18 protein-coding genes are annotated in these 23,796 nt (G+C 70.7%); 12 read left to right on the forward strand and 6 right to left on the reverse strand.

The genetic code is table 11. The features are described 5' to 3' along the window. Positions 1-186 precede the first annotated feature (186 nt). Genes ABZ260_RS04085 through ABZ260_RS04110 form a run of 6 tightly spaced genes read left to right on the forward strand, consistent with a single transcriptional unit; the run spans position 187 to position 7,872 of the window. Entirely contained in the window at positions 187-1,449 is a 1,263-nt protein-coding gene (locus tag ABZ260_RS04085) for an ROK family transcriptional regulator (RefSeq protein ID WP_350953592.1), read from the forward strand. Then, positions 1,446-2,375, forward strand: coding sequence for a sugar ABC transporter permease (locus tag ABZ260_RS04090; RefSeq protein WP_355612715.1), 930 nt, complete (start codon positions 1,446-1,448; stop codon positions 2,373-2,375). The genes ABZ260_RS04085 and ABZ260_RS04090 overlap by 4 nt, the downstream gene beginning before the upstream one ends. Continuing rightward, positions 2,368-3,174 (forward strand): carbohydrate ABC transporter permease, encoded by an 807-nt coding sequence (locus tag ABZ260_RS04095; RefSeq protein WP_355612718.1) that lies wholly within the window; start codon positions 2,368-2,370, stop codon positions 3,172-3,174. The genes ABZ260_RS04090 and ABZ260_RS04095 overlap by 8 nt, the downstream gene beginning before the upstream one ends. Positions 3,175-3,186: 12 nt before the next feature. Next, a complete protein-coding gene (locus tag ABZ260_RS04100) occupies positions 3,187-4,449 on the forward strand; it encodes a sugar ABC transporter substrate-binding protein (RefSeq protein ID WP_355612721.1) in 1,263 nt (420 codons plus the stop codon). Positions 4,450-4,477: 28 nt separating this feature from the next. Next, positions 4,478-5,560 carry a glycoside hydrolase family 15 protein gene (locus ABZ260_RS04105; RefSeq protein ID WP_355612724.1) on the forward strand — a complete coding sequence of 361 codons (1,083 nt, stop codon included), beginning with the start codon at positions 4,478-4,480 and terminating at the stop codon, positions 5,558-5,560. Then, on the forward strand, positions 5,557-7,872 hold the full coding sequence (locus tag ABZ260_RS04110) for a TIM-barrel domain-containing protein (RefSeq protein WP_355612727.1): 2,316 nt from the start codon (positions 5,557-5,559) through the stop codon (positions 7,870-7,872). The genes ABZ260_RS04105 and ABZ260_RS04110 overlap by 4 nt, the downstream gene beginning before the upstream one ends. Positions 7,873-7,959: 87 nt before the next feature. Here the strand turns inward: ABZ260_RS04110 and ABZ260_RS04115 are convergent, their stop codons facing one another. From ABZ260_RS04115 to ABZ260_RS04130, 4 genes are all read right to left on the reverse strand, one after another. Beyond that, entirely contained in the window at positions 7,960-10,452 is a 2,493-nt protein-coding gene (locus tag ABZ260_RS04115) for an ATP-binding cassette domain-containing protein (protein WP_355612730.1), read from the reverse strand. A 71-nt stretch (positions 10,453-10,523) separates the two neighbouring features. After that, the gene (locus ABZ260_RS04120; RefSeq protein WP_355612732.1) at positions 10,524-11,693 is read right to left on the reverse strand and encodes a substrate-binding domain-containing protein; all 1,170 of its coding nucleotides are present in this window, start codon (positions 11,691-11,693) and stop codon (positions 10,524-10,526) included. Positions 11,694-11,718: 25 nt separating this feature from the next. After that, the gene (locus ABZ260_RS04125) at positions 11,719-12,765 is read right to left on the reverse strand and encodes an ABC transporter permease (protein ID WP_355612735.1); all 1,047 of its coding nucleotides are present in this window, start codon (positions 12,763-12,765) and stop codon (positions 11,719-11,721) included. 29 nt (positions 12,766-12,794) lie between these two features. Next, positions 12,795-13,550 (reverse strand): SDR family oxidoreductase, encoded by a 756-nt coding sequence (locus tag ABZ260_RS04130; RefSeq protein WP_355612739.1) that lies wholly within the window; start codon positions 13,548-13,550, stop codon positions 12,795-12,797. Positions 13,551-13,703: 153 nt separating this feature from the next. Here ABZ260_RS04130 and ABZ260_RS04135 point away from each other — a divergent pair, with 153 nt between their 5' ends. From ABZ260_RS04135 to ABZ260_RS04150, 4 genes are all read left to right on the forward strand, one after another. Then, on the forward strand, positions 13,704-14,567 hold the full coding sequence (locus ABZ260_RS04135) for a carbon-nitrogen hydrolase family protein (RefSeq protein WP_355612742.1): 864 nt from the start codon (positions 13,704-13,706) through the stop codon (positions 14,565-14,567). Between the two features lie 18 nt (positions 14,568-14,585). Continuing rightward, the gene (locus ABZ260_RS04140) at positions 14,586-15,560 is read left to right on the forward strand and encodes a cyclase family protein (RefSeq protein ID WP_344742881.1); all 975 of its coding nucleotides are present in this window, start codon (positions 14,586-14,588) and stop codon (positions 15,558-15,560) included. A gap of 50 nt (positions 15,561-15,610) precedes the next feature. Further along, entirely contained in the window at positions 15,611-17,305 is a 1,695-nt protein-coding gene (locus tag ABZ260_RS04145) for a dihydroxy-acid dehydratase (protein ID WP_355612745.1), read from the forward strand. 126 nt (positions 17,306-17,431) lie between these two features. Then, positions 17,432-18,151, forward strand: a complete 720-nt coding sequence (locus ABZ260_RS04150; RefSeq protein WP_355612748.1) for a GntR family transcriptional regulator — start codon at positions 17,432-17,434, stop codon at positions 18,149-18,151. Between the two features lie 60 nt (positions 18,152-18,211). Here ABZ260_RS04150 and ABZ260_RS04155 read toward each other — a convergent pair whose 3' ends face one another. Beyond that, entirely contained in the window at positions 18,212-20,197 is a 1,986-nt protein-coding gene (locus ABZ260_RS04155) for a glycoside hydrolase family 32 protein (protein ID WP_355612751.1), read from the reverse strand. 339 nt (positions 20,198-20,536) lie between these two features. Between ABZ260_RS04155 and ABZ260_RS04160 the strand changes: the two genes are divergently transcribed. Then, on the forward strand, positions 20,537-21,526 hold the full coding sequence (locus ABZ260_RS04160; RefSeq protein WP_355612754.1) for a LacI family DNA-binding transcriptional regulator: 990 nt from the start codon (positions 20,537-20,539) through the stop codon (positions 21,524-21,526). Positions 21,527-21,619: 93 nt separating this feature from the next. Here the strand turns inward: ABZ260_RS04160 and ABZ260_RS04165 are convergent, their stop codons facing one another. Beyond that, positions 21,620-22,603, reverse strand: coding sequence for a carbohydrate kinase (locus tag ABZ260_RS04165; RefSeq protein WP_355612757.1), 984 nt, complete (start codon positions 22,601-22,603; stop codon positions 21,620-21,622). A gap of 173 nt (positions 22,604-22,776) precedes the next feature. Between ABZ260_RS04165 and ABZ260_RS04170 the strand changes: the two genes are divergently transcribed. Further along, positions 22,777-23,793, forward strand: coding sequence for a sugar ABC transporter substrate-binding protein (locus tag ABZ260_RS04170; protein WP_355612759.1), 1,017 nt, complete (start codon positions 22,777-22,779; stop codon positions 23,791-23,793). Positions 23,794-23,796: the final 3 nt, after the last annotated feature.

The following is a 23,796-nucleotide window of genomic DNA, read 5'->3' on the forward strand; positions in this document are numbered from 1 at the left end:
GTGCCGACCCAGCTCGGCATCATCCCGCTGTACATGCTGATGGTGAAGCTGGAGTGGACCGGCACCATGTACGCGCCCCGGCCCGCGAGTGCGGGCCGGGGCCTTTCGCGTGTTTCGGGGGCTTGACAGCGACGTTTCGGGCGGTCATATTTTCACCACTAACTTTACCTCTATAGAAAGTCCCTCATGGCAGGCACTGACCGCGGCGACCTCACCAGGACGGCGATCCTCGCCCTCCTCGGCACGGTCGGCCCGCTTAGCCGGACCGAGATAGCTCGGGAGCTCGACCTCAGCCCGGCGAGCGTCACGCAGCTGACGCGCGAGCTCATGGGCCACGGCATGCTGGAGGAACTCGACCTCAAGCCGTCGCGCGGCGGCCGGCCCGCCCAGCGGCTCGGCCTGGTGGGCAGCGCGGGCCGGGCGCTCGGCGTGAAGGTGACGGCCGACCACCTGGTGCTGGTGGACGTCAGGCTCGACGGTGAGGTGCTCGGCTCCTGGGAGCGTCCGTTCGACCCCGCCTCGCTCGACGCGCTCGGCGACCTGGCCGACGCGGTCGAGTCGGTGATGTCGGCGGCTCCGGCGGCCGGGCAGGCACCGCCCCTGCTGGGCATCGGGGTGGGCGTCCCGGGGAGCGTGGACGACCAGGCGGTGGGCACGGTCAACGCGCCCACCCTGGGCTGGCAGGCCATGCCGGTCGGCGAGCGGCTGCGCCGCCGCCTCAACCTGCCGGTGCTGGTCGAGAACGACGTGAACGCGCTGGCCGCGGCCGAGCGGCTGTACGGCAGGGGCCGGACGCACCGCGACTTCCTGGTGCTGACGATCGGCCGGGGCGTCGGCGCGGCGATCGTGGCCGACGGCCGGGTGTACCGGGGTGCCAGGGGCGGGGCAGGCGAGTTCGGCCACCTCCCCGTCGATCCTTCGGGGCCGGTGTGCGGATGCGGCGCCCGGGGGTGCCTCGAAGCCTTCGTCGGCTCCGCGGGGCTCCTCGCGGCGGCCCGTGCCAAGCGCGACGGCGGCCGGCAGGACGAGACGGACCCCCTCGGCGCCGTGGCCGCTCTGGGGCGGGCCGCGGCGGGCGGGGACCGGGCGGCACTGGCCGTGTTCGCCGAGGCCGGGGCGATCCTCGGCCGGGCCACCGCCGGGCTGATCAACGTGGTGGACCCCGAGGTCGTCGTGCTGCTCGGCGAGGGGACGGCCGACTGGCCGCTCTGGCAGGCCGGGTTCGACCGGGCCGTGCGGGCGCAGCTGTATCCCGGGCGGCGCGACATCTCGATCGAGGTGGAGAGCTGGGACGACACCAGCTGGGCCCAGGGCGCCGCCGCACTGGTGCTGGCCACGCCGTTCGACGCCGCCGGAGCCGCCGGGGAACAGGGCCGCCTGGTCAGGGCCCGCCTCATCGAGGGCGGCCTGGTGAGCGCCCGCCGTACGAGTAAGGGAGCGATCGCATGACCCTCATCGCGGCCCGGCCGGAGGCCGGGCCCGCGCACGTGCGGCGGGCGCCGAGACGGCGGCTGCGGTACGCGGCCACCGTGGCGGTGTTCCTGCTGCCCAGCCTCGTCCCGCTGATCCTCTACACGCTGATCCCGATGATCTGGTCGTTCTGGACGAGCCTCCACGAATGGGACCTCATCACCGAGATGCGCTGGGTGGGCCTCGGCAACTACGCCGAGCTGATCGGGGACCCCCAGACCAGGGCGGCCTTCCTGCACACCCTGTACTTCATCGCCGGCTACCTGCCGCTGGTCTACCTGGGCGGGCTCGGGCTGGCCGTGCTGCTGAACCGGGCGATGGCCGGGCGGAGCCTGCTGCGCGGCGTGTACTTCCTGCCGGTCATCACCAGCTGGGTCGTCGTCGCGCTGATGTGGAAGTGGCTGCTCAACCCCGCCAGCGGGATCGTGAACTGGGCACTGGGCCTTTTCGGGATCAGCGGGCCCGGCTGGTGGACCGATCCAGGCTGGGCGATGCCGTCGGTCATCCTCGCCTCGGCCTGGAAGGACCTCGGCTTTGTGATGATCATCCTGCTGGCGGGCCTGCAGGCGATCCCGAAGGAGTACCAGGAGGCCGCCATGGTCGACGGCGCCACCGCGCTGCGCCGGTTCCGGCACATCACGCTGCCGCTGCTCTCCCCCTCGACGTTCTTCGTCATCGTGATCTCGCTGATCAACGGCTTCCAGGTGTTCGACCAGGTGAAGATCATGACGGGCGGCGGGCCGGCCGGCGCGACGCAGGTCGTCGTGTCGCAGATCTACGACCTCACCTTCCGGTACGGCAGGGCGGGCGCGGCCTCGGCGCTGTCGTGGCTGCTGTTCGCCGTCGTGCTGCTGGTGACCATCGTCCAGATCCGGGGCCAGAAGCGGTGGGTGACCTATGGGTAAGGCGATCCGCTACCTGCTGGTGTGGCTGGGCGCGCTGGTGATGCTGTTCCCGTTCGCGTGGGCCGTGATCACCTCGATCACGCCGAGCGACGCGGTGCTGGCCGTGCCGCCCGACTTCACCCCCGACAACGCGAGCCTGGACGCGTACGGCAAGCTCCTGGAGACCCTGCCGTTCTGGCGGATCGTGGCCAACAGCGCCTGGATCGGGGCCGCCTCGACCGCGTTGCAACTCGTCACCAGCGCGATGGCGGCCTACGCGTTCGCCAGGCTGCCGTTCCCCGGCAGGGGCGCGCTGTTCGCGGTCTACCTGGCGACGCTGATGATGCCGCTGCCGGTGCTGGTCGTGCCCCTGTTCATCGAGATGCGCACGTTCAACCTGGTCGACACCTACTTCGCACTGCTCGCGCCGACCATCGCCTCGGCGTTCGGGGTGTTCCTGCTCCGGCAGGCGATCAACCAGGTGCCGAAGGAGTTCGACGAGGCGGCCGTGCTGGACGGCGCCGGGCATTTCCGGATTTTTGTGTATGTCGTGCTGCCGCTGATCAGGCCCGCCCTGGCGACCTTCGCCATCTTCGGGTTCATGGCCAGTTGGAACAGCTACCTCTGGCCACTGATCATCATCAAGTCGCCCGAGTTCATGACGCTCCCGCTGGGGCTGGCCACGCTGCACGGCCAGTTCACCACCGAGTGGGACGTGGTGATGGCCGGCTCGGTGGTCAGCGTCGTCCCCATTCTCATCCTGTACGTCTTCGCGCAGAAGCACGTCATCGCCAGCGTCGCTCAGTCCGGGCTCAAGTAAAGGAATCCCCCCATGCACACCAGGAAGTTCCAGATGGCCGCCGTGCTGACGGCCGCGTTGCTCGCCGCCGGATGCTCGCAGGGCTCGGCGACGAGGACCTCGTCGGGCGAGGACGGCAAGACGACGCTGCGCTACTTCACCTTCTCGGCGGCGCCGGACCACGTGAAGGACCTCGACAAGATCGTCGCCGCGTTCGAGCGGGAGAACCCGAAGATCGACGTGGTCGTGGAGACCGCGCCCTACGACGAGTACTTCACCAAGCTCCAGACCAGCATCGCGGGCGGCACCGCGCCCGACACCTTCGAGCTCAACTACGAGAACTTCGTCACCTACGCCAGCGCCGGTTCGCTGCTCGACCTCGGCTCGGTCGCGGGCGACGGCGACCCGTCGGTGTACGCGCAGGAGTCGCTGAACGCCTTCAAGCGCGACGGCAAGCAGTACGCGCTGCCCGCCTCCTTCTCCACGGTCGTGCTCTTCTACAACAAGGACCTGTTCGAGAAGGCCGGGGTGGACGTCCCGACCGCAGACTGGACCTGGGCCGAGGAGCAGGCCGCGGCGGCGAAGCTGACCGACAAGAAGAAGGGCGTGTTCGGCGACTTCCAGCCGGTGCAGTTCTTCGAGTTCTACAAGACGCTCAAGCAGGCGGGCGGCGAGTTCCTGACGGCCGACGGCAAGAAGTCGGCCTTCAACAGCCCGCAGGGCGTCAAGGCGGCGCAGTGGCTGGTGTCCAAGGTGGGCAAGACCATGCCGACCGAGGCCGAGATCGGCGGCACCGCCGACTACGACACCAACCTCTTCAAGTCCGGCAAGCTCGCGATGTGGCACAACGGCATCTGGCAGTTCGCCGGGCTGAAGGACGTGCCGTTCGAGTGGGACGTGGTCGTCGAGCCCGGTGACGCCACCCGGGCCAGCGCGGTCTTCCACAACGCCGTCGCCGCGTCCTCCACCACCAAGCACGGCAAGGAGGCCTGGGCCTGGGCCCGCTTCCTGTCATCCTCGGGCACCGCGGCCACCACCCGCATCGAGTCGTCCTGGGAGCTGCCGCCCGTCTCCGACCAGGCGGTGCTGTCGGGCTACCTCAAGGACCCGAAGCCGGCCAACCGCCAGGCCGTGTTCGACGCGCTCAAGTCGATCGCGCTGCCGCCGGTCATCAAGCGCCAGCAGGAGATGCAGGACGCCGTGACCAAGGAACTGAGCGAGGCCGCGGCCGGCCGCAAGCCGGTGCCCGACGCGCTCAAGGCCGCCGCCGCAGCGGTCGACGCCCTGCTCGGTTAGTTTCCCTACTTCCAGGAGATACGTTCTCGTGACCCTCGTGTCGCACAGCCTCGACGTGATCAAGAGGTTCCAGTCCCACACCGGCGCGTACCCGGCGTCGCCCACCTTCTCCGCCTACCGCGGCTACTCGTGGCTGCGTGACGGCGCGTTCATCGCCGAGGGGGTGAGCCGGCACGGCGACGTGGCCGGGGCGGACGCCTTCCACGCCTGGAGTGCCGGAGTGCTCGGCGACCGCGCCGGCCAGGTCGACGCGCTCGTCGCCCGCGCGGCCCGCGGCGAGCGCGTCTCGCCGGCGGAGATGCTGCCCACCAGGTTCACCCTGGACGGCGTCGACGGCGATGACGAATGGTGGGACTTCCAGCTCGACGGTTACGGCGCCTGGCTGTGGGCGCTGCGCGAGCACTCCCTCCGGCACGGCAGGGCGGTTCCCGGCGTCGAGAAGGGCGTCAGGACCGCGGTCAGGTACCTGACGGCGTTCTGGCAGCTGCCCTGCTACGACTGGTGGGAGGAGCACGTCGAGCAGCGGCACGTGGCGACGCTCGGTTCCGTCCACGCCGGCCTGCGGGCGGCCCTGGCCCTCGGTGTCCTCAGCGGCCCCGAGGCGGAGGCCGCCGCCGAGGCCGTGGCGGGCATCGCCGCGCTGGTCGCGGCCGAAGGCGTCGTCGAGGGCCGCCTGACGAAGTGGCTGGGCACCGACGCGGTGGACGCGAGCCTGCTGGCCTGCGTCGAGCCGTTCGGGCTCTACCCGGCCGACCACCCGGTGGGCGCCGCGACGGTGGCCGAGGTGGAGCGGCAACTGGCCAGGGACGGCGGCGTGTTCCGGTACCTCGCCGACACCTTCTACGGCGGCGGCCGGTGGGTGCTGCTCGCCGGGTTCCTCGGCTGGAACCACGCGCGGGCGGGCCGGACGGCCGAGGCCACCCGGTACCTCGACTGGATGGCGGCCCAGGCGACCCCCGAGGGCGACCTGCCCGAGCAGGTGTCGGACATGCTGCTGGCTCCCGAACGACATGACGAGTGGGTGGCCCGGTGGGGCACGGTCGCCACGCCCCTGCTGTGGTCGCACGGGATGTACCTGATTCTCGCCGACGAGCTGGGGGTGCGGGCATGATCCGGCATCGTCCGTACGGGTCCGGGCATCCGTACGCCACGACCGAGGACCAGCGGGTGCCGGCTCTGCCGCTCGACGGTGAGACGGTGGAGCTGCGGGTGCGCGCGTCGGCGAAGGTGACGGCGGTGGTCTGCGAGTGGCTGGTGGACCACACCACCCGGGTCGAGCTCCCGCTCAGCCGCGCGGACGGCTCGACCGCGCGACCGGGCGTCCCCTCCACCGCCCCGGCCCCGGGCGGCGGGGGCACGGCCGTCGACGGGGGGCATCTGGCCGCCGCGCAGGCCCGGGCCGCGCGAGCGGCGTCCGGGTCGTGGGTGGTGACGACACCCGTGCTGCGCAGCGGGCATCACTACGCCTACCGGTTCGTGGCGACGCTGGACGGCGGAGGAAGCCGGCGCGGCAAGTGGTTCGAGGTGACGGCGGCGACCTGGTCGGAGACCGGCGGGGTGCTCCACGTGCGCGGAAGCGACCGGGTCGTACCCGGCAGCGTCCGATGGCTGGGCGACGGCGAAGGCGTGCGGCGGGTCCGGTTCGAGCTGGCCCTGGCCGAGGGCGAGCACGTGGTGGGCTTCGGCGAGCGCTTCGACGCCGTGGACCAGCGCGGACGCGAGCTCGACGCGGTGGTGTTCGAGCAGTACAAGACGCAGGGCGCGCACGGCCGCACGTACCTGCCGATGCCGTTCGCCCTGGTGGTGGGCGGCGAGGAGAGCTGGGGGCTGCACGTCGAGACATCCCGGCGCACCTGGTACGACGTGGGCGCGAGCACGCCCGGCCGGCTCCGGGTCGAGGCCGAGGTCGGGCCCGACGCCGAGCCGGCCCTGCGCGTCTACGACAGCGCGTCCCTGGCGACGGCTTCCGGTCCGACCCCCGACGGCGCGCCCCGGGTGACCCCCGGTGACGTGCTGCACGCCTTCCTCGACGATGTCGGGCGGCCCAGCGAACTGCCCTCCTGGGTGTTCCGGCTCTGGGCCAGCGGCAACGAGTGGAACACCCAGCAGCGCGTGCTGGCCGAGCTGGACCGGCACCGCGAGCACGGCATCCCCGTCGGCGCCGTGGTGATCGAGGCATGGAGCGACGAGAGCACGTTCACCGCGTTCAGGGGCGCCGAGTACGAGCCGTCGGAGGAGCCGCACCGGCTCGCCGACTACACCTTCCCGGCCGACGGGCCGTGGCCGGACCCCAAGGGCATGGTGGACGAGCTCCACGAACGTGACGTCAAGGTGCTGCTCTGGCAGATCCCGCTGCAGAAGACGCGCCCGCACCCGAGGCACCAGGCCGCCGTCGACGCCAGGCAGCTGGTCGAGCGCGGGTACGGCGTGCGGGAGGCCGACGGCAGGCCGTACCGCAACCGCGGCTGGTGGTTCCCGCTCGCGCTGATGCCCGACCTGTCGTCGCAGGAGGTGCGCGACTGGTGGACGGCCAAGCGCGCCTACCTGGTCGAGGAGGTCGGGATCGACGGTTTCAAGACCGACGGCGGCGAGCACGCCTGGGGGCACGACCTGCGCTACGCCGACGGGCGGCGCGGCGCGGACGGCAACGGCCTGTTCCCCGTGCACTACGCCCGTGCCTTCGGTGATCTGCTGCGCCGGCACGGCAGGGCTCCGGTGACGTTCAGCCGGGCCGGGTTCGCCGGGTCGCAGTCCCACGGCGCGTTCTGGGCGGGGGACGAGGACTCCACCTGGGAGGCCTTCCGCTCCTCGATCAGGGCCGGGATCACCGCGTCCGCCTGCGGGATCGTCTACTGGGGGTGGGACCTGGCCGGCTTCTCCGGCGAGGTGCCGAGCGCGGAGCTCTACCTCAGGGCGGCCGGGGCGGCGGCGTTCATGCCGATCATGCAGTATCACTCGGAGTTCAACCACCACCGCACGCCCAGCAGGGACCGCACGCCGTGGAACATCGCCGCCCAGACCGGCGACGAGCGGGTCGTGCCGGTGTTCAGGCGGCTGGTCGGGATCCGCGAGAGGCTCGTGCCGTACCTCGCCGAGCAGGCTCGCGAGGCGGTCGGTGGGGGAGCGCCGCTAATGCGCGGGCTCTTCTTCGACCACCCCCGCGACCCGCGGGTGTGGGACTTCCCGCTGCAGTACAAGCTCGGGGACGCGCTGCTCGTCGCCCCGGTCACCGCACCGGATATTTCGGAAATATCGGTGTACCTCCCTGAGGGGGAGTGGGTCGACGTCTGGACCGGCACGGTCCTCGGCGGCTCGCGGGTGGTGACGCTGCCCGCCCCCGTCGACCGGCCTCCCGTGCTCTGTGCGGCGGAACGCTGGCCGGGCCTCTCCTCCGTGTTCGAATCCGCTGTGCTCGAACCCTGAGAGGAGCACCCCCCGTGATCCGTTGAGGAACGCCCACGGACGATGCCCGCTCCCGGAGTGCGGCATCCGAACCTCCGACGACGATGCCTAGGCCCGCGCCGTGCGGGCCTGGGAGTAGACGGCCGTCGCCGCCAGGGCCATCAGGCCGAGCATCCAGTACTGCCACGACTGGGAGAGGCCGAGGAAGACCGTGGCGTTCTGGATGACCTGCAGGAGGATGACGCCGAACAGGACGCCGACGAAGCTGCCCCGGCCGCCGAAGATCGAGGCCCCGCCGAGCACGACCGCGGTGATGCTGGCCATCGTGTAGCTGACGCCGGCGGTCGGGTCGCCCACGCCGATCTGCGCCATCAGCAGCAGGGCGCCGACCACGGTGAACAGCGCGCTGGCCAGGTAGACCACGAGGTGGACGCGGGCCACCGGGATGCCCCGCTTCCGCGCCGCCTGCTCGGACGAGCCGGCCCCGCGCAGCCGGAGCCCCGTCATGGAGCGCCTGGACATCACCTCCAGCGCGACGAGGACACCGGCGCCGACGATCACCGCGTACGGGATGGGGCCGATGCGCGCGCCGAGCGCCTCGGTGACGGAGGTGGAGATCGAGCCTCCGGGCGAGTCCCGCATGACCAGGGAGAGTCCCTGGAGCGCGGTGTAGGTCACCAGCGTCGCGACCACCGGGGTCACCCGGGCGAATCTCACCAGCATGCCGTTGGTCAGTCCCACGCCGGTCGCCGCGAGGATCATCAGCAGGAAGCCCAGGGCCCACCATCCGGCGCCGTACCCGTCGAGGACGTAGAACGACGCGATGACCACGAGGGTCCCGCTCAGCGGGCCGACCGACAGGTCGATGCCTCCGGTGAGCATGACGATGAGCTGGCCCGCGGCGAGGAAGAGCACGGGGGCCAGCAGCCCCAGCATGCTGGCGATGTTGAACTCGGACAGGAAGCGGTCGCTCCGGGTCGCGCTCACCGCGGCCAGCAGCACGATCGCGACGGCGAGGAACGCGCTGGGCGCCTGCTCGCTGGAGAGCAGCCTGCGGAACCCGCCGAACAGGCCGGTGCCCCGGGCCCGCTCGGCGGCCTCGGCGCTCCGCGCCGAGGTCGCGGCGGTGAGGGACGCCTCGGTGATGGCGTGCTCGGAGATCTGGTCCCCGGTCAGCTCGCGGACGACCTCCCCCCGGGAGAAGACCAGCACCCGGTCGCAGAGCCCGGCGAGCTCGACGTTGTCGGAGCTGAGCACCACCACCGGCGTCCCGGAGTCGGCGGTGGAGCGGAGCCGGTGGTAGATGTCGGAGCGGACGCCGACGTCGATGCCCTGGGTGGGCTCGTCGCAGAGCAGCACTTTGGGCGCGGAGAGCAGCGACCGGCCGAGTACCACCTTCTGCTGGTTACCGCCGGACAGGTGGTCGACGGCGGAGTCGGGTGAGGCCACCTTGATGCCGAGTTTCCTGATCTCCTCGGCCACGATCGCGTTCTCCGCCGAGCCTCGTACCACTCCGGCGACCGCGGTCCTGCCGGTGGCGGCGACGCCCAGGTTCTCCTTGACCGACAGTACGGTGGCGACGCCCTCGACGTGCCGTTCCTGGGGCATGAGCACCACCCCGGCCCGCCGGGTCCGGCGGGGGCTGCCGAGTTCGACGGTCCGGCCGTCGACGGTGACGGCGCCACCGGTGACCGGGTCGGCTCCGCCCAGCGCGCGGATGAACTCGCGCTGCCCGTTGCCCTCCACCCCGGCGAGGCCGAGGACCTCGTTGCGGGCCAGCGTGGTGGTGATCCCGCGGAGCCGGTCCGAGCGCAGGTCACGGACCTCCATCACGACGTCGCCGACCGAGGAGGGGCGCGGCGGGAACAGCGCGTCGATCTCCCGCCCCGCGATGCGGGTGACGATCTCCTCCTCGGTCACCTCCGAGGCGAGGAAGGTGCCGCGGATCTGCCCGTCGCGCAGCACGGTGAGACGGTCGGACAGGGCCATCACGTCGGGCAGCCGGTGACTGATGTAGACCACCGCCATCCCGTCGGCGGCGAGCTTCCTGATCTGCTCGAACAGCCTCTCGATCTCGGCCACCATGAACGGCTCGGTGGGCTCGTCGAGGATCAGGACGCCGGGCTCGCAGGCGAGGGCCCCGCAGATCTCGACGGCCTGCTTCTCGGCGAGGGTCAACCGGCCGGCCGCGGCGGCCGGGTCGATGTCCATCCCCATGGGCAGCAGCTTTTCCCTGGCCCAGTCCTGGGCGTCGCCGAAGGACGGGCGGAGCCGTTTCGGCACGCTCAGCAGGAGGTTCTCGGTGACCGTGAGATCGGGGAGAAGCGCCGGATGCTGGAAGGCGATGGCCAGGCCCTGCTCCCGGGCGGCGATCGGGGACGACTGCCGCATCGGCGAGCCCGAGATCTCGACGGTGCCCGCGTCGGGTGCCAGCGCACCGGAGGCCACCGCCATGAGCGTGGACTTTCCGGCGCCGTTCCCGCCGACCAGGGCGTGTACCTCGCCCGGGTGCGCCTGGAAATCGACCCCGTCGAGCGCGACCACGCCGGGGAAGCGTTTGGTCACTCCACGGAGAACCAGTCCAGCGGTCGATTCGACCATGCGAAGGATCACTCCTTACTCCGGCTCAGTGCGTTCCGCCGGGCGCGTGCCCGGCGGAAGACGACAAGTGATCAGCTGTAGGCCTGCTTGAGCTGCTCCGGCGTGAGCTCGGAGGACAGGATCGCGCTGGCGGGAAGGGAGGGGTCGCACTTGGGGAGCTTCGACTTGTCGAGCGTGTTCTCGAAGATCGGGATGTTGATGATCTCCGGCTCGTCGTTCTTGATCCCCTGGTGCGCGGCGACGGCCTTGCGCAGCGCGAGACGGATGATCCAGGTACGCGAGGACACGGTCACGGTCTGGAAGTTCGGCTGCTTGCCCGAGTTGTCCTTCCAGGCGCAGGCGAAGCCGTTGAGGTCGTTGGCGGTCCACAGCGGCAGCGGCCGGCCGGCCTGCAGGAAGGCGCGGATGCCACCGAGGGAGGCGTCACCGGAGTCGGTGATCACGCCGTCGATGGTCGGGTACTTGGTGAGCAGCCCGGACACCACCTTCTGCATCTGGGCGGGATTCCAGTTGGTGTCGATCGGCTTGCCCGGGTCGTTCAGCAGCTTGACGGCCGAGCAGCCGGGGTTCTCCTTGAGCTCCTTCTCGATGCCGACCAGCTCGGTGAGGCTCTGGGTGTTGCCCGGCGTACCGCCGAGGAAGACCACGTTGCCGCCCTTGGTGCCGAGCGTCTCGCACATCCAGCGGGTCCAGGTCACGCCGTCGTTGACCGTGTTGTGGCCGACGAACGTCGTGTAGTCCGTGCCCGGCTTGCCACCGGGGTTGGCCGTCCACGGCACCACCTGGACGCCCGCCTTGTACGCCTCACGCAGGGTGGGCAGCAGCGCCTCGCCGGCGTCGGGGAAGACCACCAGGGCCTCCACCCCCTGGGCGACCAGGGCCTTGACGTCACTGATCGCCTTCTGCGGGTTGTTCTGGCCGTCGGCGTACGGCAGCACGGTGATGTTGGGACACTTGCTCGCCTCGTCCTCGAACTCGGCGCGGGCCGTCTTGCGGAAGGCGTTGTCGCCGGTGCCGTCGGCCAGGGCGACCTTCACCGGCTTGGTGCCGCAGAAGTCCGCCATGGGGCGGAGGGCGGAGACGTCTCCGGTCCGGGCCGCGTCGTTGTAGACGGCCTCGACACCGCCGTTCGCGGCGGCCGGTTCACCGGGGCCACCGGCGCAGCCCGCCGCGCCGAGGGCGGCGAGGGCCAGGACGGCGACCGACTGACGGGCCCGCAGACGGGTTTTGGTGAGGGGCATTGTGATCTCCTGTTGGGGGAGGCCTCTAGGGCGAGGACAGCGTGGAAGCGGGTTCGAGGGAGCGGCTTCGCAGCCGCGCGCGGACGGAGCTCCAGGGCACTCCGCGGGCCACCACGCTGAGCGCGAGCACGCCGGCCTGGACCAGGAGCTGGGTGGCGGTGGACGCGCCGGCGGCGAGGACCACCTGGTTCAGCTGGGTGAGGAACAGCGCGGCGACGGCGGTGGCGGCCAGGTTGGTGATGCCGCCGGACAGCAGGCTGCCGCCGAGGACGACGGCCGCGATGGTGGGGAGCAGGTAGGTGTCGCCGAGCAGGATGTCCGGGGTGCGCAGGTAGCCGGCCAGCAGGATTCCGGCCAGCGAGTAGCAGATTCCGGCCACCACGTAGGCGCCCACCTCGTAGGAGCCGGTGGGCAGGCCGAGCAGCCGGGCCGCGGGCCGTCCGGCGCCGACCGCGATGAAGCGCCGGCCGAGCACCGTGTGCCGGATGCCCCAGTGCGCGAGGCCGATCACCACGACCGCGACCAGCAGCAGGTTGGGGATACCGGCCACCGAGCCGACCGCGAACGCGCTCAGCGCGGGACCGGCCGACGCGGGGAAGCCCTTGGAGACCTGCAGGACCACACCGATGAGGATCGAGTTCACCGCCAGCGAGGCCACGAACGCCGCGATGGAGAGCCGGACCACGGCGATGCCGATGACCAGTCCGCCCAGCGCGCCCGCGACCAGCCCGAGCGCGACGGCCGCCCAGACCGGGACGCCCGACACCGCGGGCAGCTTGGTGGCCAGCACCGCGGCCAGCGCCATCCCGCCGGGTACCGACAGGTCGATGCCGCCGTGCGAGACGACGAGGGTCTGCCCGAGCGCGGCGATCGCCATCACCGCCGCGAACGGCAGCATCGACAGCACGGCGGATCCGGACAGGCTGCCGGGTGAGATCAGCGGGCTGACGGCGAAGAGCAGCAGCGTGATCAGCCAGATCGAGGAGAACCGGCCGCCTTTGAGGCGGCGCAGGTCGAGCAGCCCACCAGGACCGGCGCGCTCCGCCGGCGGCAAGGTCGTGTGCCGAGACATTTTCCGAGTCCCTTCCTGGAAATCCGTGCTCAGATGGCGGTGTAGCCGCCGTCGACGGCCACATCCGCGCCGGTCATGAAGCCGGCGGCGGAGCTCAGCAGGAAGGCGACCACCTTGGCCACCTCGTGCGGATCCGCCAGGCGCGCGATCGGGTGGCCGGCGATGAGGCTCTGCCGGGCGGATTCGGGATCGGGCTGGGACCGCAGGTAGGTGGCCAGCTGCTCGGTGGCCACCGAGCCGGGGCTGACCACGTTGCACCGGATTCCCGAGGCGGCGTAGTCGACGGCGATCTGACGGGAAAGCTGCAGCACCGCTCCCTTGGAGGCGCAGTACGCGGGCTGGTTGGGCAGGCCGACCGTCCCGGAGATCGAGGAGAGGTTGACGATCGCCCCGGGGGTCCGCTGGGCGAGCATCGCGGTCACCACGTGCTTGCACAGCAGGAAGGTCCCGGTCGCGTTGATGGTCATGACCCGGTTCCAGTCGTCAAGAGTGGTGTCGACCAGCGGTTTCGCCACGATCGTGGCGGCGCAGTTCACCAGCCCGTCGATCCGGCCCCACCGGTCGACGGCGACCCGTACCGCATGGGCGACCGCCTCCTCGTCGGTGACGTCCAGCCCGTGTGCCACGGCGTCGGCACCGTCGGCGCGGAGTTCGGCCGCGAGCCGCTCGACGAGCTCGACCCGCTGATCCGTGAGCAGGACGGACGCGCCGGCTGCCGCGCATTCGCGGGCCGTCGCGGCGCCGATCCCGCCTCCGGCGCCACTGAGGATCACTACTTCCGGCACGACTCAATCCCTCTCAAGCACAATGTCCGATTTGGTCGGCCAGACTGGCATGCAGCACGCTGCATGTCAATGATGAGTACTGCGTTGACGTGCAACATGTTGCATGCCACTCTGGGGCATATTCAACTCACGGCGGACCCAAGGGGTGGCACTTTGCCCGGCGCAGATACCGAAACCGGCATCCGGATCGGCGTGGCTCAGGTCGGCGTCGACCGAACCGATGTGGCGGCGAACGTCGATCGGGTCGTCGACACCCTGCGTGAGGGTGCCGCGACCGGGCAGCGACTGGTGGTCTTCCCGGAATGCGTGCTCACCGGGTACCTGCTCGGCTCCCGGGCCGAGACGCACGCCGCCGCGATCAGCGCGGGGGACCCGAGGATCGGCCGCATCGTGGACGCCTGCCGCGAGTACTCCACCCACGCGGTGGTGGGCCTGCTGGAGGAGGCGGACGGACGCGTCCACAACACGGCCCTGGTGCTCGGACCCACCGGGATCATCGGCAGGTACCGCAAGCAGCACCTGCCCTACCTGGGCGCGGACCGGTTCGTCGACCCGGGCACCGACGCGGCGCCACGGGTGGTCGACACCCCCTTCGGCCGGGTCGGCGTGATGATCTGCTTCGACCTGCGCTTCCCCGAATCCGCCCGTGAGCTCGGGCTGCAGGGCGCCGACGTCATCGCGATGCCCACCAACTGGCCGGAGGGAGCGGACATCCTCGCCGACCACATGGTCCGCGTGCGCGCCCTGGAGAACCTGGTCCATCTCGCGGTCGCGGACCGCGCCGACTCCGAGTCCGGAACCCGCTTCATCGGCAGGAGCCAGATCATCGCCCCCTCCGGGACGGTGCTGGTGGACGCGGGGGAGAAGGAAGGGCTGTTCGGGGCGGCGATCGACGTCCGGGAATCCCGGACGAAGAGGCTGATCATCAAGCCGGGCGAGTTCGAGCTCCCGGTGTTCTCCGGGCGGCGCCCCGAGATGTACGGCGAGATCACCCGTCCGGTGAACCCGGACCGGTAACAGGAAGGCGGACACCACATGTGCGGGCCGGCACTCATCAGTGAGGCGACCAGGAACAGGATCGCGGCGTACTGCGCGAAGTTCCGCGAGGTCACCCGTAGCCCATTCGGTCCCGACGACGAGATCGGCATGCTGAACCTGCTCACCCCCGAGGCGTCACGTGAGGTGCTGCGGCGGGCGGACGGCGGCAGCGTCATCGACCTGTCGGTCGACTACTTCGTCGGGATGCCCTCGTGGACCAAGGCCGGCGACCCGGGCTTCCAGCAGTGGATGACGCACACGCCCGCCGGCACCGTCCTGGACGACATCACCGGAATGGGCCGCGCGCAGAACGAGCTGGTCTCCTACTCGGGTGACGCGATCTCGATGTACACCCACTGCGGGACGCACATCGACACCCTCAACCACTTCGGGTACAACGGCCGGATCTGGAACGGGTTCTCCGCCGAGGAGCACATCACCTCCCGGCACTGGACCAAGTGCGGCGCCGACAAGATCCCTCCCATCATCGCCCGCGGGGTCCTGTTCGACATCGCCGCGCTGCACGACGTCGACGTGCTCCCGGACAACCACGGGATCGGCGCGGACGACCTGCGCGAGGCCATGCGACGCCAGAACGTCGAGTTCCGGCCGGGTGACGTGGCGCTGGTGCGTACCGGCCGGATGCGCGCGTGGCCGAAGATCGACGCCTACATCGACAACAGCCCCGGCCTGAACCTGGAAGGGGCGCGGTTCCTCGCCCACCTGGGCGCGTCGGTCATCGGCGGCGACACCCTCGCCCTGGAGCAGATGCCCGCCGCGGACGAGGAGAACTGGCAGGTCGTCCACACCTATCTGCTGGGGGAGGCGGGCATCCCCATCATGGAGGTGGTCGACTGCGAGCAGATCTCGGCCGAGCGGCTCTACGAGTTCGCCTTCGTGGCCGCCGCCATGAAACTGCGCGGCGCGACCGGCGCCCCGATGCGCCCGCTGGCCATGCCGCTCCGCCCCTGACGCGGCCCCATTCTTCCCTGATCGGATTTACCCCCGGAGGCATTACCACCATGCACGCCAAACCCACTGAATCGGTCATCGACCGGAGTCGTACGTCCTACGGTGATGACGGTTTCAGCAAATATCTCCGGCGTGCTTTCCTGGCCTCCAGCGGGTACGACGACGAGGCGCTGGACCGGCCGATCATCGGCATCGCGGTGACCAACTCCGACTACAACACCTGCCACCGCGACATGCCCGCGCTGCTGGCGGCGGTCAGGCGCGGGGTCCTGGAGGCCGGCGGCCTGCCCATGGAGTTCCCCACCATCTCGCTCGGGGAGATCCTGACCTCCCCGACGACGATGCTGTTCCGCAACCTGCTCGCGATGGACACCGAGGAGATGATCCGCGCCCTCCCGATGGACGCCGCGGTGCTGCTCGGCGGGTGTGACAAGACCGTGCCGGCCCAGCTCATGGCCGCGGCCTCCTCGGACAAGCCGGTACTGCTCGAGGTCGTCGGCCCGATGATGACCGGCAGCTGGCGGGGTGAGCGGCTCGGAGCCTGCACCGACTGCCGGCGTTTCTGGGGCAGGCACCGGGGCGGGGAACTCGACCAGGACGAGATCACCAGTGTGCGCAACGAGCTCGTGACGACCGCGGGCACCTGCGCGGTGATGGGAACCGCCTCCACCATGGCCTGCGTCACCGAGACCCTCGGCATGATGCTGCCGGGCGGCGCGACGCCCCCGGCCGCCACCGGTGCCCGGCTCAGGCACGGCGCCGAGACCGGCCGCCGCGCCGTCGAGCTCGCCCGGTCGGGCGGCCCGGTGCCCAAGGAGATCATGACCCCCGCGGCGTTCCGCAACGCCATCCGGGTGCTCTCGGCGATGAGCGGCTCGACGAACGCGCTGATCCACCTGCTCGCCGTGGCCCGGCGGGCCGGCGTGGAGCTCGAACTCAGGGACTTCGACGTGATCGGTGCCGAGGTGCCGTTCCTGGTCGACTGCAAGCCCGCGGGCTCGGGGTACCTGGAGGACTTCCACCGTTCCGGAGGGCTTCCCGCGCTGCTGAAGGTCCTCGAACCGCTGCTCGAACCGGAGACCGTCGGGGTCTCCGGGGACAGCCTGAAATCGCTGCTCGCCGAGACCCCCGTACGGGAGGACTGGCAGACGACGATCCGCCCCCTGGAGGACCCGCTCGGACCCGCGGGAAGCCTGGCCGTGCTCCGGGGCACGCTGGCCCCGGGCGGAGCGGTCATCAAGACCGCCGCCGCGAGCCCCCACCTGATGAACCACACCGGCCCCGCCCTGGTCGTCGACTCGGCGCAGGAGGCGCAGCGGATCCTGGACGATCCGGATCTGGACGTCACCCCGGACCACGTACTGGTGCTGCGCAACGCGGGCCCGATCGCCGCGGGCATGCCCGAGGCCGGTGCCCTGCCCATCCCGGCCAAGCTGGCCCGCGCCGGGATCCGGGACATGGTGCGGGTCTCCGACGCGCGGATGAGCGGCACCTCCTACGGCACCGTGGTACTGCACTGCGACCCGGAGGCCGCCGCCGGGGGGCCGATCGCGCTGGTCCGCAACGGCGATCTCATCAGGCTGGACGTCGAGGCGCGACGGCTCGATCTGCTGGTGGACGAGGACGAGCTTGAGCGCCGCCGGGCGGACTTCACCCCGCCCGAGCTGCCCGAGCGAGGCTGGCGGCGGCTGTACGCGCAGACGGTTCTCCCCGCGGGTGAGGGCGCCGATCTGTCGTTCCTCTGATCCCGCAGAGTGGTAATGCTGCATGTTGCATGCTGCACTACTGCGCGCGTGGTACCTTTTTGCCCAACCAGGGGCGCCTGATCATTCAGTCGGGCGCCGGACCGATCCCCCCGGGAGTCTTGTCGGATGGAACAGATTTCGGTGGACCAGGCATCGCTGACGGCCCGGACCTTCGAGGTGGTTCGCCGTGCCATCATCACCGGCGAGCTGGCTCCCGGGACGCTGCACTCCGTGGTGGGGATAGCGGCCCAGCTCGGCGTGTCCAGAACCCCGGTCAGGGAGGCCCTGCTCCAGCTGGCCACGCACGGAGTCGTCAGATTCGAGCGCAGCCGCGGTGTCCGGATCCTCAAGATGACCACGCGTGACATCGAGGAGATCTACTCGCTCCGCTTTCTGCTGGAGGTCCCCTCGGTGTACCGCGCGGCGACCATGATGGACGAGGTCCAGATGGCGCTGGTCGCCGCGGCCCTGGAGAAGATGCGCCAGGCGGGCGAGGCCGGGGACGAGCGCCTCTTCCAGGAGGAGGACGTGAAGTTCCACCAGCTCATCCTGGAATCGGCGGGCAACGCACGGGTGACCCAGTCCGTCGCGACGACCCGCGCCCAGATGTCCGCCCGGGGCCTGTCCACCACCCAGACGCGGACTCTCGCCGACATCTGGCGGGTCCACGAGCGCATCCTCGACAACATCCGGGCCCGTGACAACCAGGGCGCCGCGCAGGCCATGCACGACCACCTGCTGGAGACCACCCGCCTGCTGCTGACCCAGTCCACCGGCGACCCGCAGACCGGCGCCGACTTCGAACCCCCGACCCTCCCCACCTTCCCGCACCAGGACCGCACATAGCCGGTTCACCTGCTCCCGGGTGCACGGGAGCAGGTGAACGATCGGGGATGTACGGAGGCGTCAGCTGACGGTGGCGTTGCGGATCGTGCCGGTGCTGTTCCACACGTTGATGCCGAAGTAGCCCTCGGCGGCGGCGGTGTCCGTCACGTCGATCACCGGTTCCGCGCCGTTCTCGAAGTACACCTGGATTCGCGACCCGAGAGTGACCACCTTGAGGTGATACGAGGTGCCGGGCGTGATGGTGGTGCGGTGGTCGCGGAGGACGGCGCCCGGCCGCCACAGTCGTACGAAGCCGGCGGTGTCGACGTTGACGGTGTAGTGCATGGCCAGGTCGGCGCTGGCCCTGAAGGTGAGCGCCGCGGCGGCGCCGGGCGCGTCGGGACGGAGATCTCCCTCGTAGGTGAAGTCCGAGCCGGTCTGGCCGCTCAGGTAGAAGGCGTTGCCACCGGGGGTGGTGCCCGTCTTACCGTCGGCCAGGCTGGTCCAGGTGCCGCCGACCGGGCGCCACGGCCCCGCGAGATTGCTGCCGGGGTTGGTGCCCGGAGTGGACGGCGGCCAGATGCGCTTGAGGTCGTGGTACTTCAGCGAGACCAGCTTCACCGTGCCGCCGGTGGCGTAGACCGAGATGCCCTGACTGTCGGGCCCGGCCGTGAAGTTGACGTTGTCGCTGTGGGACAGCCTGCCGTCGTTGCCGAAGACCTCAAGCTGGCCGCGGTCGACGAGGACGCGCATCGTGACGCGTCCCTTCTCGGGCGCGAGGGGTGAGCCGTACAGCGTCTGGTCGGCCCGGTTGTAGGCGACCTTGCGGTCGTGGCTCCCGTCGGCGCGGGTGTGCAGCAGCAGGCCGAACTCGGACGCGGTGGCACCGGCCGCGTCGAACTCGGCGATGATCTCGTAGGTGTCGTCGGAGATCCCGGCGAGCGGGTTGGAGGCGGGGCTCTCGGTGATCGTTCGCTGGGCCCAGGAGCGGCTCTTCGCGCGGATCTTGGAGATCTCACGGACCGGGTTGCGGACGACGCGCACGCCTTCGGGGAAGGTACGGAGACCCAGCTCGGCGGGGAAGCCGGCATTGCCGGTCCACGAGGAGCCCCGGTTGCCGGGCTGCCAGGTGACCTGGACGATCCGGTTCTTCGGCATGTTGTTGAAGGTCAGCGGGGCGTAGACGGTGCCGCCCGGATCGCTCCTGCCCTGGTCCATCCGCTGCGGTGCGGTCCAGTCGGTGGTGAACCTGGTGCCGTCGAAGTCACCCACCACGTACTCCATGCTCGCGTCGTTGAGTACCCACTTGACCGTGCGGCCGCCGTCCAGCGGTAGCGGGTACATGTCCGGGCACTCGAACAGCCAGTCGGCGGCGAAGCGGCTGGCGAACGTCCAGTCGAGCAGGTTGCGGGAGGTGTGGATGTCGACGCCGTTGCCGCCCTCGTTGGACCAGACCACCATCACCCACCTGCGGGTCGCCTCGTGCCAGAAGACCTTGGGGTCACGGCTCTCCCCGCGGGGGGTCACCACCTTGCGCCCGTTGTCATAGGACTTGAAGGTCTTCGCCCCGTCGGTGCTGTAGTTGACGGTGACCCCGTTCGTGCCGGTGAACACCACGATCGGGTCGTCCTTCTTGCCGGTCTTCAGCCCGGAGGTGTTGTCCTTGTCCACCACGCCGGCTCCGGACCACAGGTCACCGGGGTGCACGCCCGGTTCCAGCGCGATGGGCTGCTGGGTCCAGTGCACGAGGTCGGGGCTGGTCGCGTGTCCCCAGTGCATGGTGTCCCAGCCGAGCCCGTGCGGGTTGTGCTGGAAGAACAGGTGGTAGGTGCCCTTGTAGTACAGCGGGGCGTTGGGGTCGTTCATCCAGCCGGTGCGTGGGCTGAAGTGGAACTGGCCCCGGTAGGGCTCGTCGTAGGCACCCTCGCTGGTGGTCGGGTACGGGTACTCGGGATAGTCGGCCGGGTCGCCGGCGGAGGCGGCGGAGATGCCGGAGACGCCGGGGATCAGGAGGGCCAGCGTGGCGAGGAGGGTGAGGACGAGCCGCGAAGGCGACGCTCGACGCATGGATCTTCCCTTCGGGGGTGAAGGCTGGGGGAGAACCGGCAGGTCGGCAACATGGCGTTGCCGCCTGAGAGAAAGGGGACAGCGGACAGGTGGAAACCGCTGAGCGCGGGGCCGCCGCGGCACTGTTGCGCGCAGGTTAAGGAAACGTTTCCTCGATTCGCTGGCAAGTATTGATCGACGCCCGGGAAAAGTCCAGAGGGAGTACTCCGGAAAATCACGGTGCACTGGACAGTGCCCGCGGGGCAGCGGAAGATGACCGGGTGGCGCACGGCCGCCCGGCAGCGAGGGAGACGACAAGTGGCCGCACAACGCGGGCGTGCAACGGGGCGGTCGCCGACGATGAAGGACGTCGCCGCGCTGGCCGGCGTCGGGCTGGCCACCGTTTCCCGGGTCATCAACGGCACTCCGGTCGACCCCGTGCTGGCCGCTCAGGTGACGGAGGCCGCGAAACGGCTCGGGTACCGGCATGATCCGACCGCGAGCAGCCTGCGGCGGTCGGACCGCCGGACGCGCACCATCGGGCTGATCCTCGAAGACGTGGCCAACCCGTTCTCCTCCCTGCTGCACCGGGCCGTCGAGGACGCCACCAGCGAGCTCGGGCTGCTGCTGCTGGCGGGCAGCAGTGACGAGGATCCCGAGCGGGAACGGAGCCTGGTCGAGACCTTCCACGCCAGACGGGTGGACGGGCTCATCGTGGTGTCGACCGGCCAGGTCAACGACGAACTGCAGGCGGTGCGGCGGCAGGGCATGCCGATCGTGTGCGTGGACCGGGGCGCCGAGCTGGACGGCGTCGACACCGTCACGGTGGACAATGCCGAGGGTGTCGGCGACGCGGTCCGGCGGCTGCACGCGCTCGGGCATCGCGAGATCGCCTTTCTCGGAGATCAGACCTCGTTGTGGACCGCCCAGCGGCGCTGGGCGGGGTTCGTCGCGACGATGGCCGCGCTGGCCTGCCCGCTGAGGGAGGACTGGGTGCGCCGCGACCTGCACGGTGAAGCGGCCGGAGAGCGGGCGGCCCGTGAGATCCTCACCGGCGACCCGCTGCCCACCGCCCTGGTGACCAGCCAGAACCTGCTCACCATCGGTGCGCGGTGCGCGTTGCAGGAGCTCGGGCTGCATCATGCCGTCGCGCACGTCGGCTTCGACGACTTCGAGCTGGCGAACCTGCTGAGCCCGCCGCTGTCGGTGATCGCCCAGGACCCGAAGGCGCTGGGTCGCCGTGCCTCGGAACTGCTCCTCTCCCGGCTGGACGGCTACGACGGGCCGGCGCGCCACGTCGTGCTGCCGACCCGGTACGTCGCACGCGGATCCGGCGAGATCGCTCCCTGAAGGACCGGGGCGCCGCCCGGCGATCCCCGGACCGCGGCCCGGCACCGGTGACGCCGGTGCCCTAGCGGATGTGGCGATCCAGCCCTTTCGCCGTCAACCGGATGCCAGAGCCGCAGGTCCCTGGGCCGGTGGGTTCTCCTCGGTGAGATCCCCGGCCCAGGGGGGATTGGCGCCGGCGACCGAGCAGGTGAGCGCGGCGACCCGGGCGGCGAAGGTCGCGGCCGACACGGCCTGGGCGAGATCGAGGGCGTCGAGTCGCCCGCCGAGCGATCCGGTGGCGTGCAGGCGGTGCAGCAGCCCGGCGGTGAAGGAGTCGCCGGCCCCGACGGTGTCCACCACGTGCGTGGCGGGCGCGGGCACCTCCGCCCGCTCGCCGTCCACCGAGACGACCGCGCCGTCGGGGCCGCGGGTCACCACGACCAGGCGTACGCCCGCGGCGTGCCAGGTGTCGCACGCCCGGTCGATGCTCTCGCCGGGGTGAATGTGCGCGAGGTCGTCGTCGCTCAGCTTCACCAGGTCGGCCAGCGCGCACCAGCGCGGCATCCGGGCACGGTAGACGGCGGGGTCCACCAGCGCCGTACGTACGTTGGGGTCGATCGACACGGTGGCGTGACGGGCGGCGGTCGCCAGCAGCGCCTCGATGTGCTCGGCGCCGGGGGCGCGGACCAGCGCGAGGGAGCCGGTGTGCAGGCAGACCGCCCCGCCGAGCCGCTCGACGGTCAGCTCGGCCGGGCTCCACCGCCAGTCGGCGGTGCCCTCCGAGTGGAAGAAGTAGGCCGCCTTGCCCTCGCCGTCGACGGTGGCGACGGCGAGCGTGCTGGGTTCGGGGGCGGGCACGGAGCCGGTCAGATCGACCCCCGAGGCCGCCAGGTGACGGCGGAACAGGGCGCCGAAGGCGTCGTCGGAGATCCGGCCGAGGAACCGGGCGGGCGTGCCGAGCCGGGCGAGCGCCGTCGCCGTGTTCGCCGGTCCTCCACCGGGCAGCACGCGGAGGGCCAGTTCGCCCGGATCCGAGGTCTCGACGACAAAGGCGTCCGCGACGCACTCGCCGAGCACGGCGACCTGGGTAACGGGCATGGCCTGGCCTTTCTGCCGGAAGGTGTGGGATACGTGGCGACGTTGCCAACTCGTTACAGGTCAAAGGCATTGACGTTTCGTTCTGCGGAGTTCATCATCGCATCCCAGCGGATGTCAACGTTGACATATATCAACGTTGACATCACCCCCCGCCATGGAACCAGGGAGTGCTCATGTCTCGTAGCATCCGTACCCTCGGTGCGCTCGCCGCCTGCACCATCGCCACCACGATCGGCCTGACCGGATGCGGCGGAGACGACGCCGCGACCACCGGCGGCGCGGGAGGTTCCGCGCCGGTGAAGGTGGGGCTCATCACCAAGACCGAGACCAACCCCTTCTTCGTCAAGATGAAGGAGGGCGCCGAGTCCGCCGCCAAGGCCGAGGGCGCCGAGCTGATGACCGCCGCGGGCAAGTTCGACGGCGACAACGCGGGCCAGATCACCGCGATCGAGAACATGGTCGCCGCCGGGGTGAAGGGCATCCTGATCACGCCGAGCGATTCGAAGGCGATCGTGCCCGCCATCCAGAAGGCCCGCTCGGCGGGCGTCATGGTCATCGCGCTGGACAGCCCGACCGAGCCGCAGGACGCCACCGACGCGCTGTTCGCCACCGACAACCTCAAGGCCGGAGAGCTCATCGGCCAGTACGCCAAGGCCGCGATGGCCGGCAAGCCCGCCAAGATCGCGACGCTGGACCTGGCCCCCGGTGTGGCGGTGGGGCAGCTCCGCCACGACGGCTTCCTCAAGGGCTTCGGCATCGCCGAGGGCGACCCGTCCATCGTCTGTTCCCAGGACACCGGTGGCGACCAGGCCAAGGGCCAGACCGCGATGGAGAACTGCCTGCAGAAGGCCCCCGACATCAACGTCGTCTACACCATCAACGAGCCCGCCGCGCTGGGCGCGTACACCGCGCTCAAGGCGAAGGGCCGGGAGAAGGAGGTGCTCGTCGTCTCGGTGGACGGCGGCTGCACCGGCACCAGGGCGGTGCAGTCCGGCGAGATCGCCGCGACCTCGCAGCAGTACCCGCTGAAGATGGCCGACCAGGGTGTCAAGGCCGTCGTCGCGTTCGGCAAGAGCGGTACCAAGGTCTCCGGGTACACCGACACCGGGGTCACCCTGATCACCGACAAGCCCGCGGACGGCGTCGACGCCAAGGACACCGCGTTCGGCCTGCAGAACTGCTGGGGCTAGGTC

This window comes from Streptosporangium sp. NPDC006013, from assembly GCF_040614275.1.
Lineage (GTDB): Bacteria > Actinomycetota > Actinomycetes > Streptosporangiales > Streptosporangiaceae > Streptosporangium.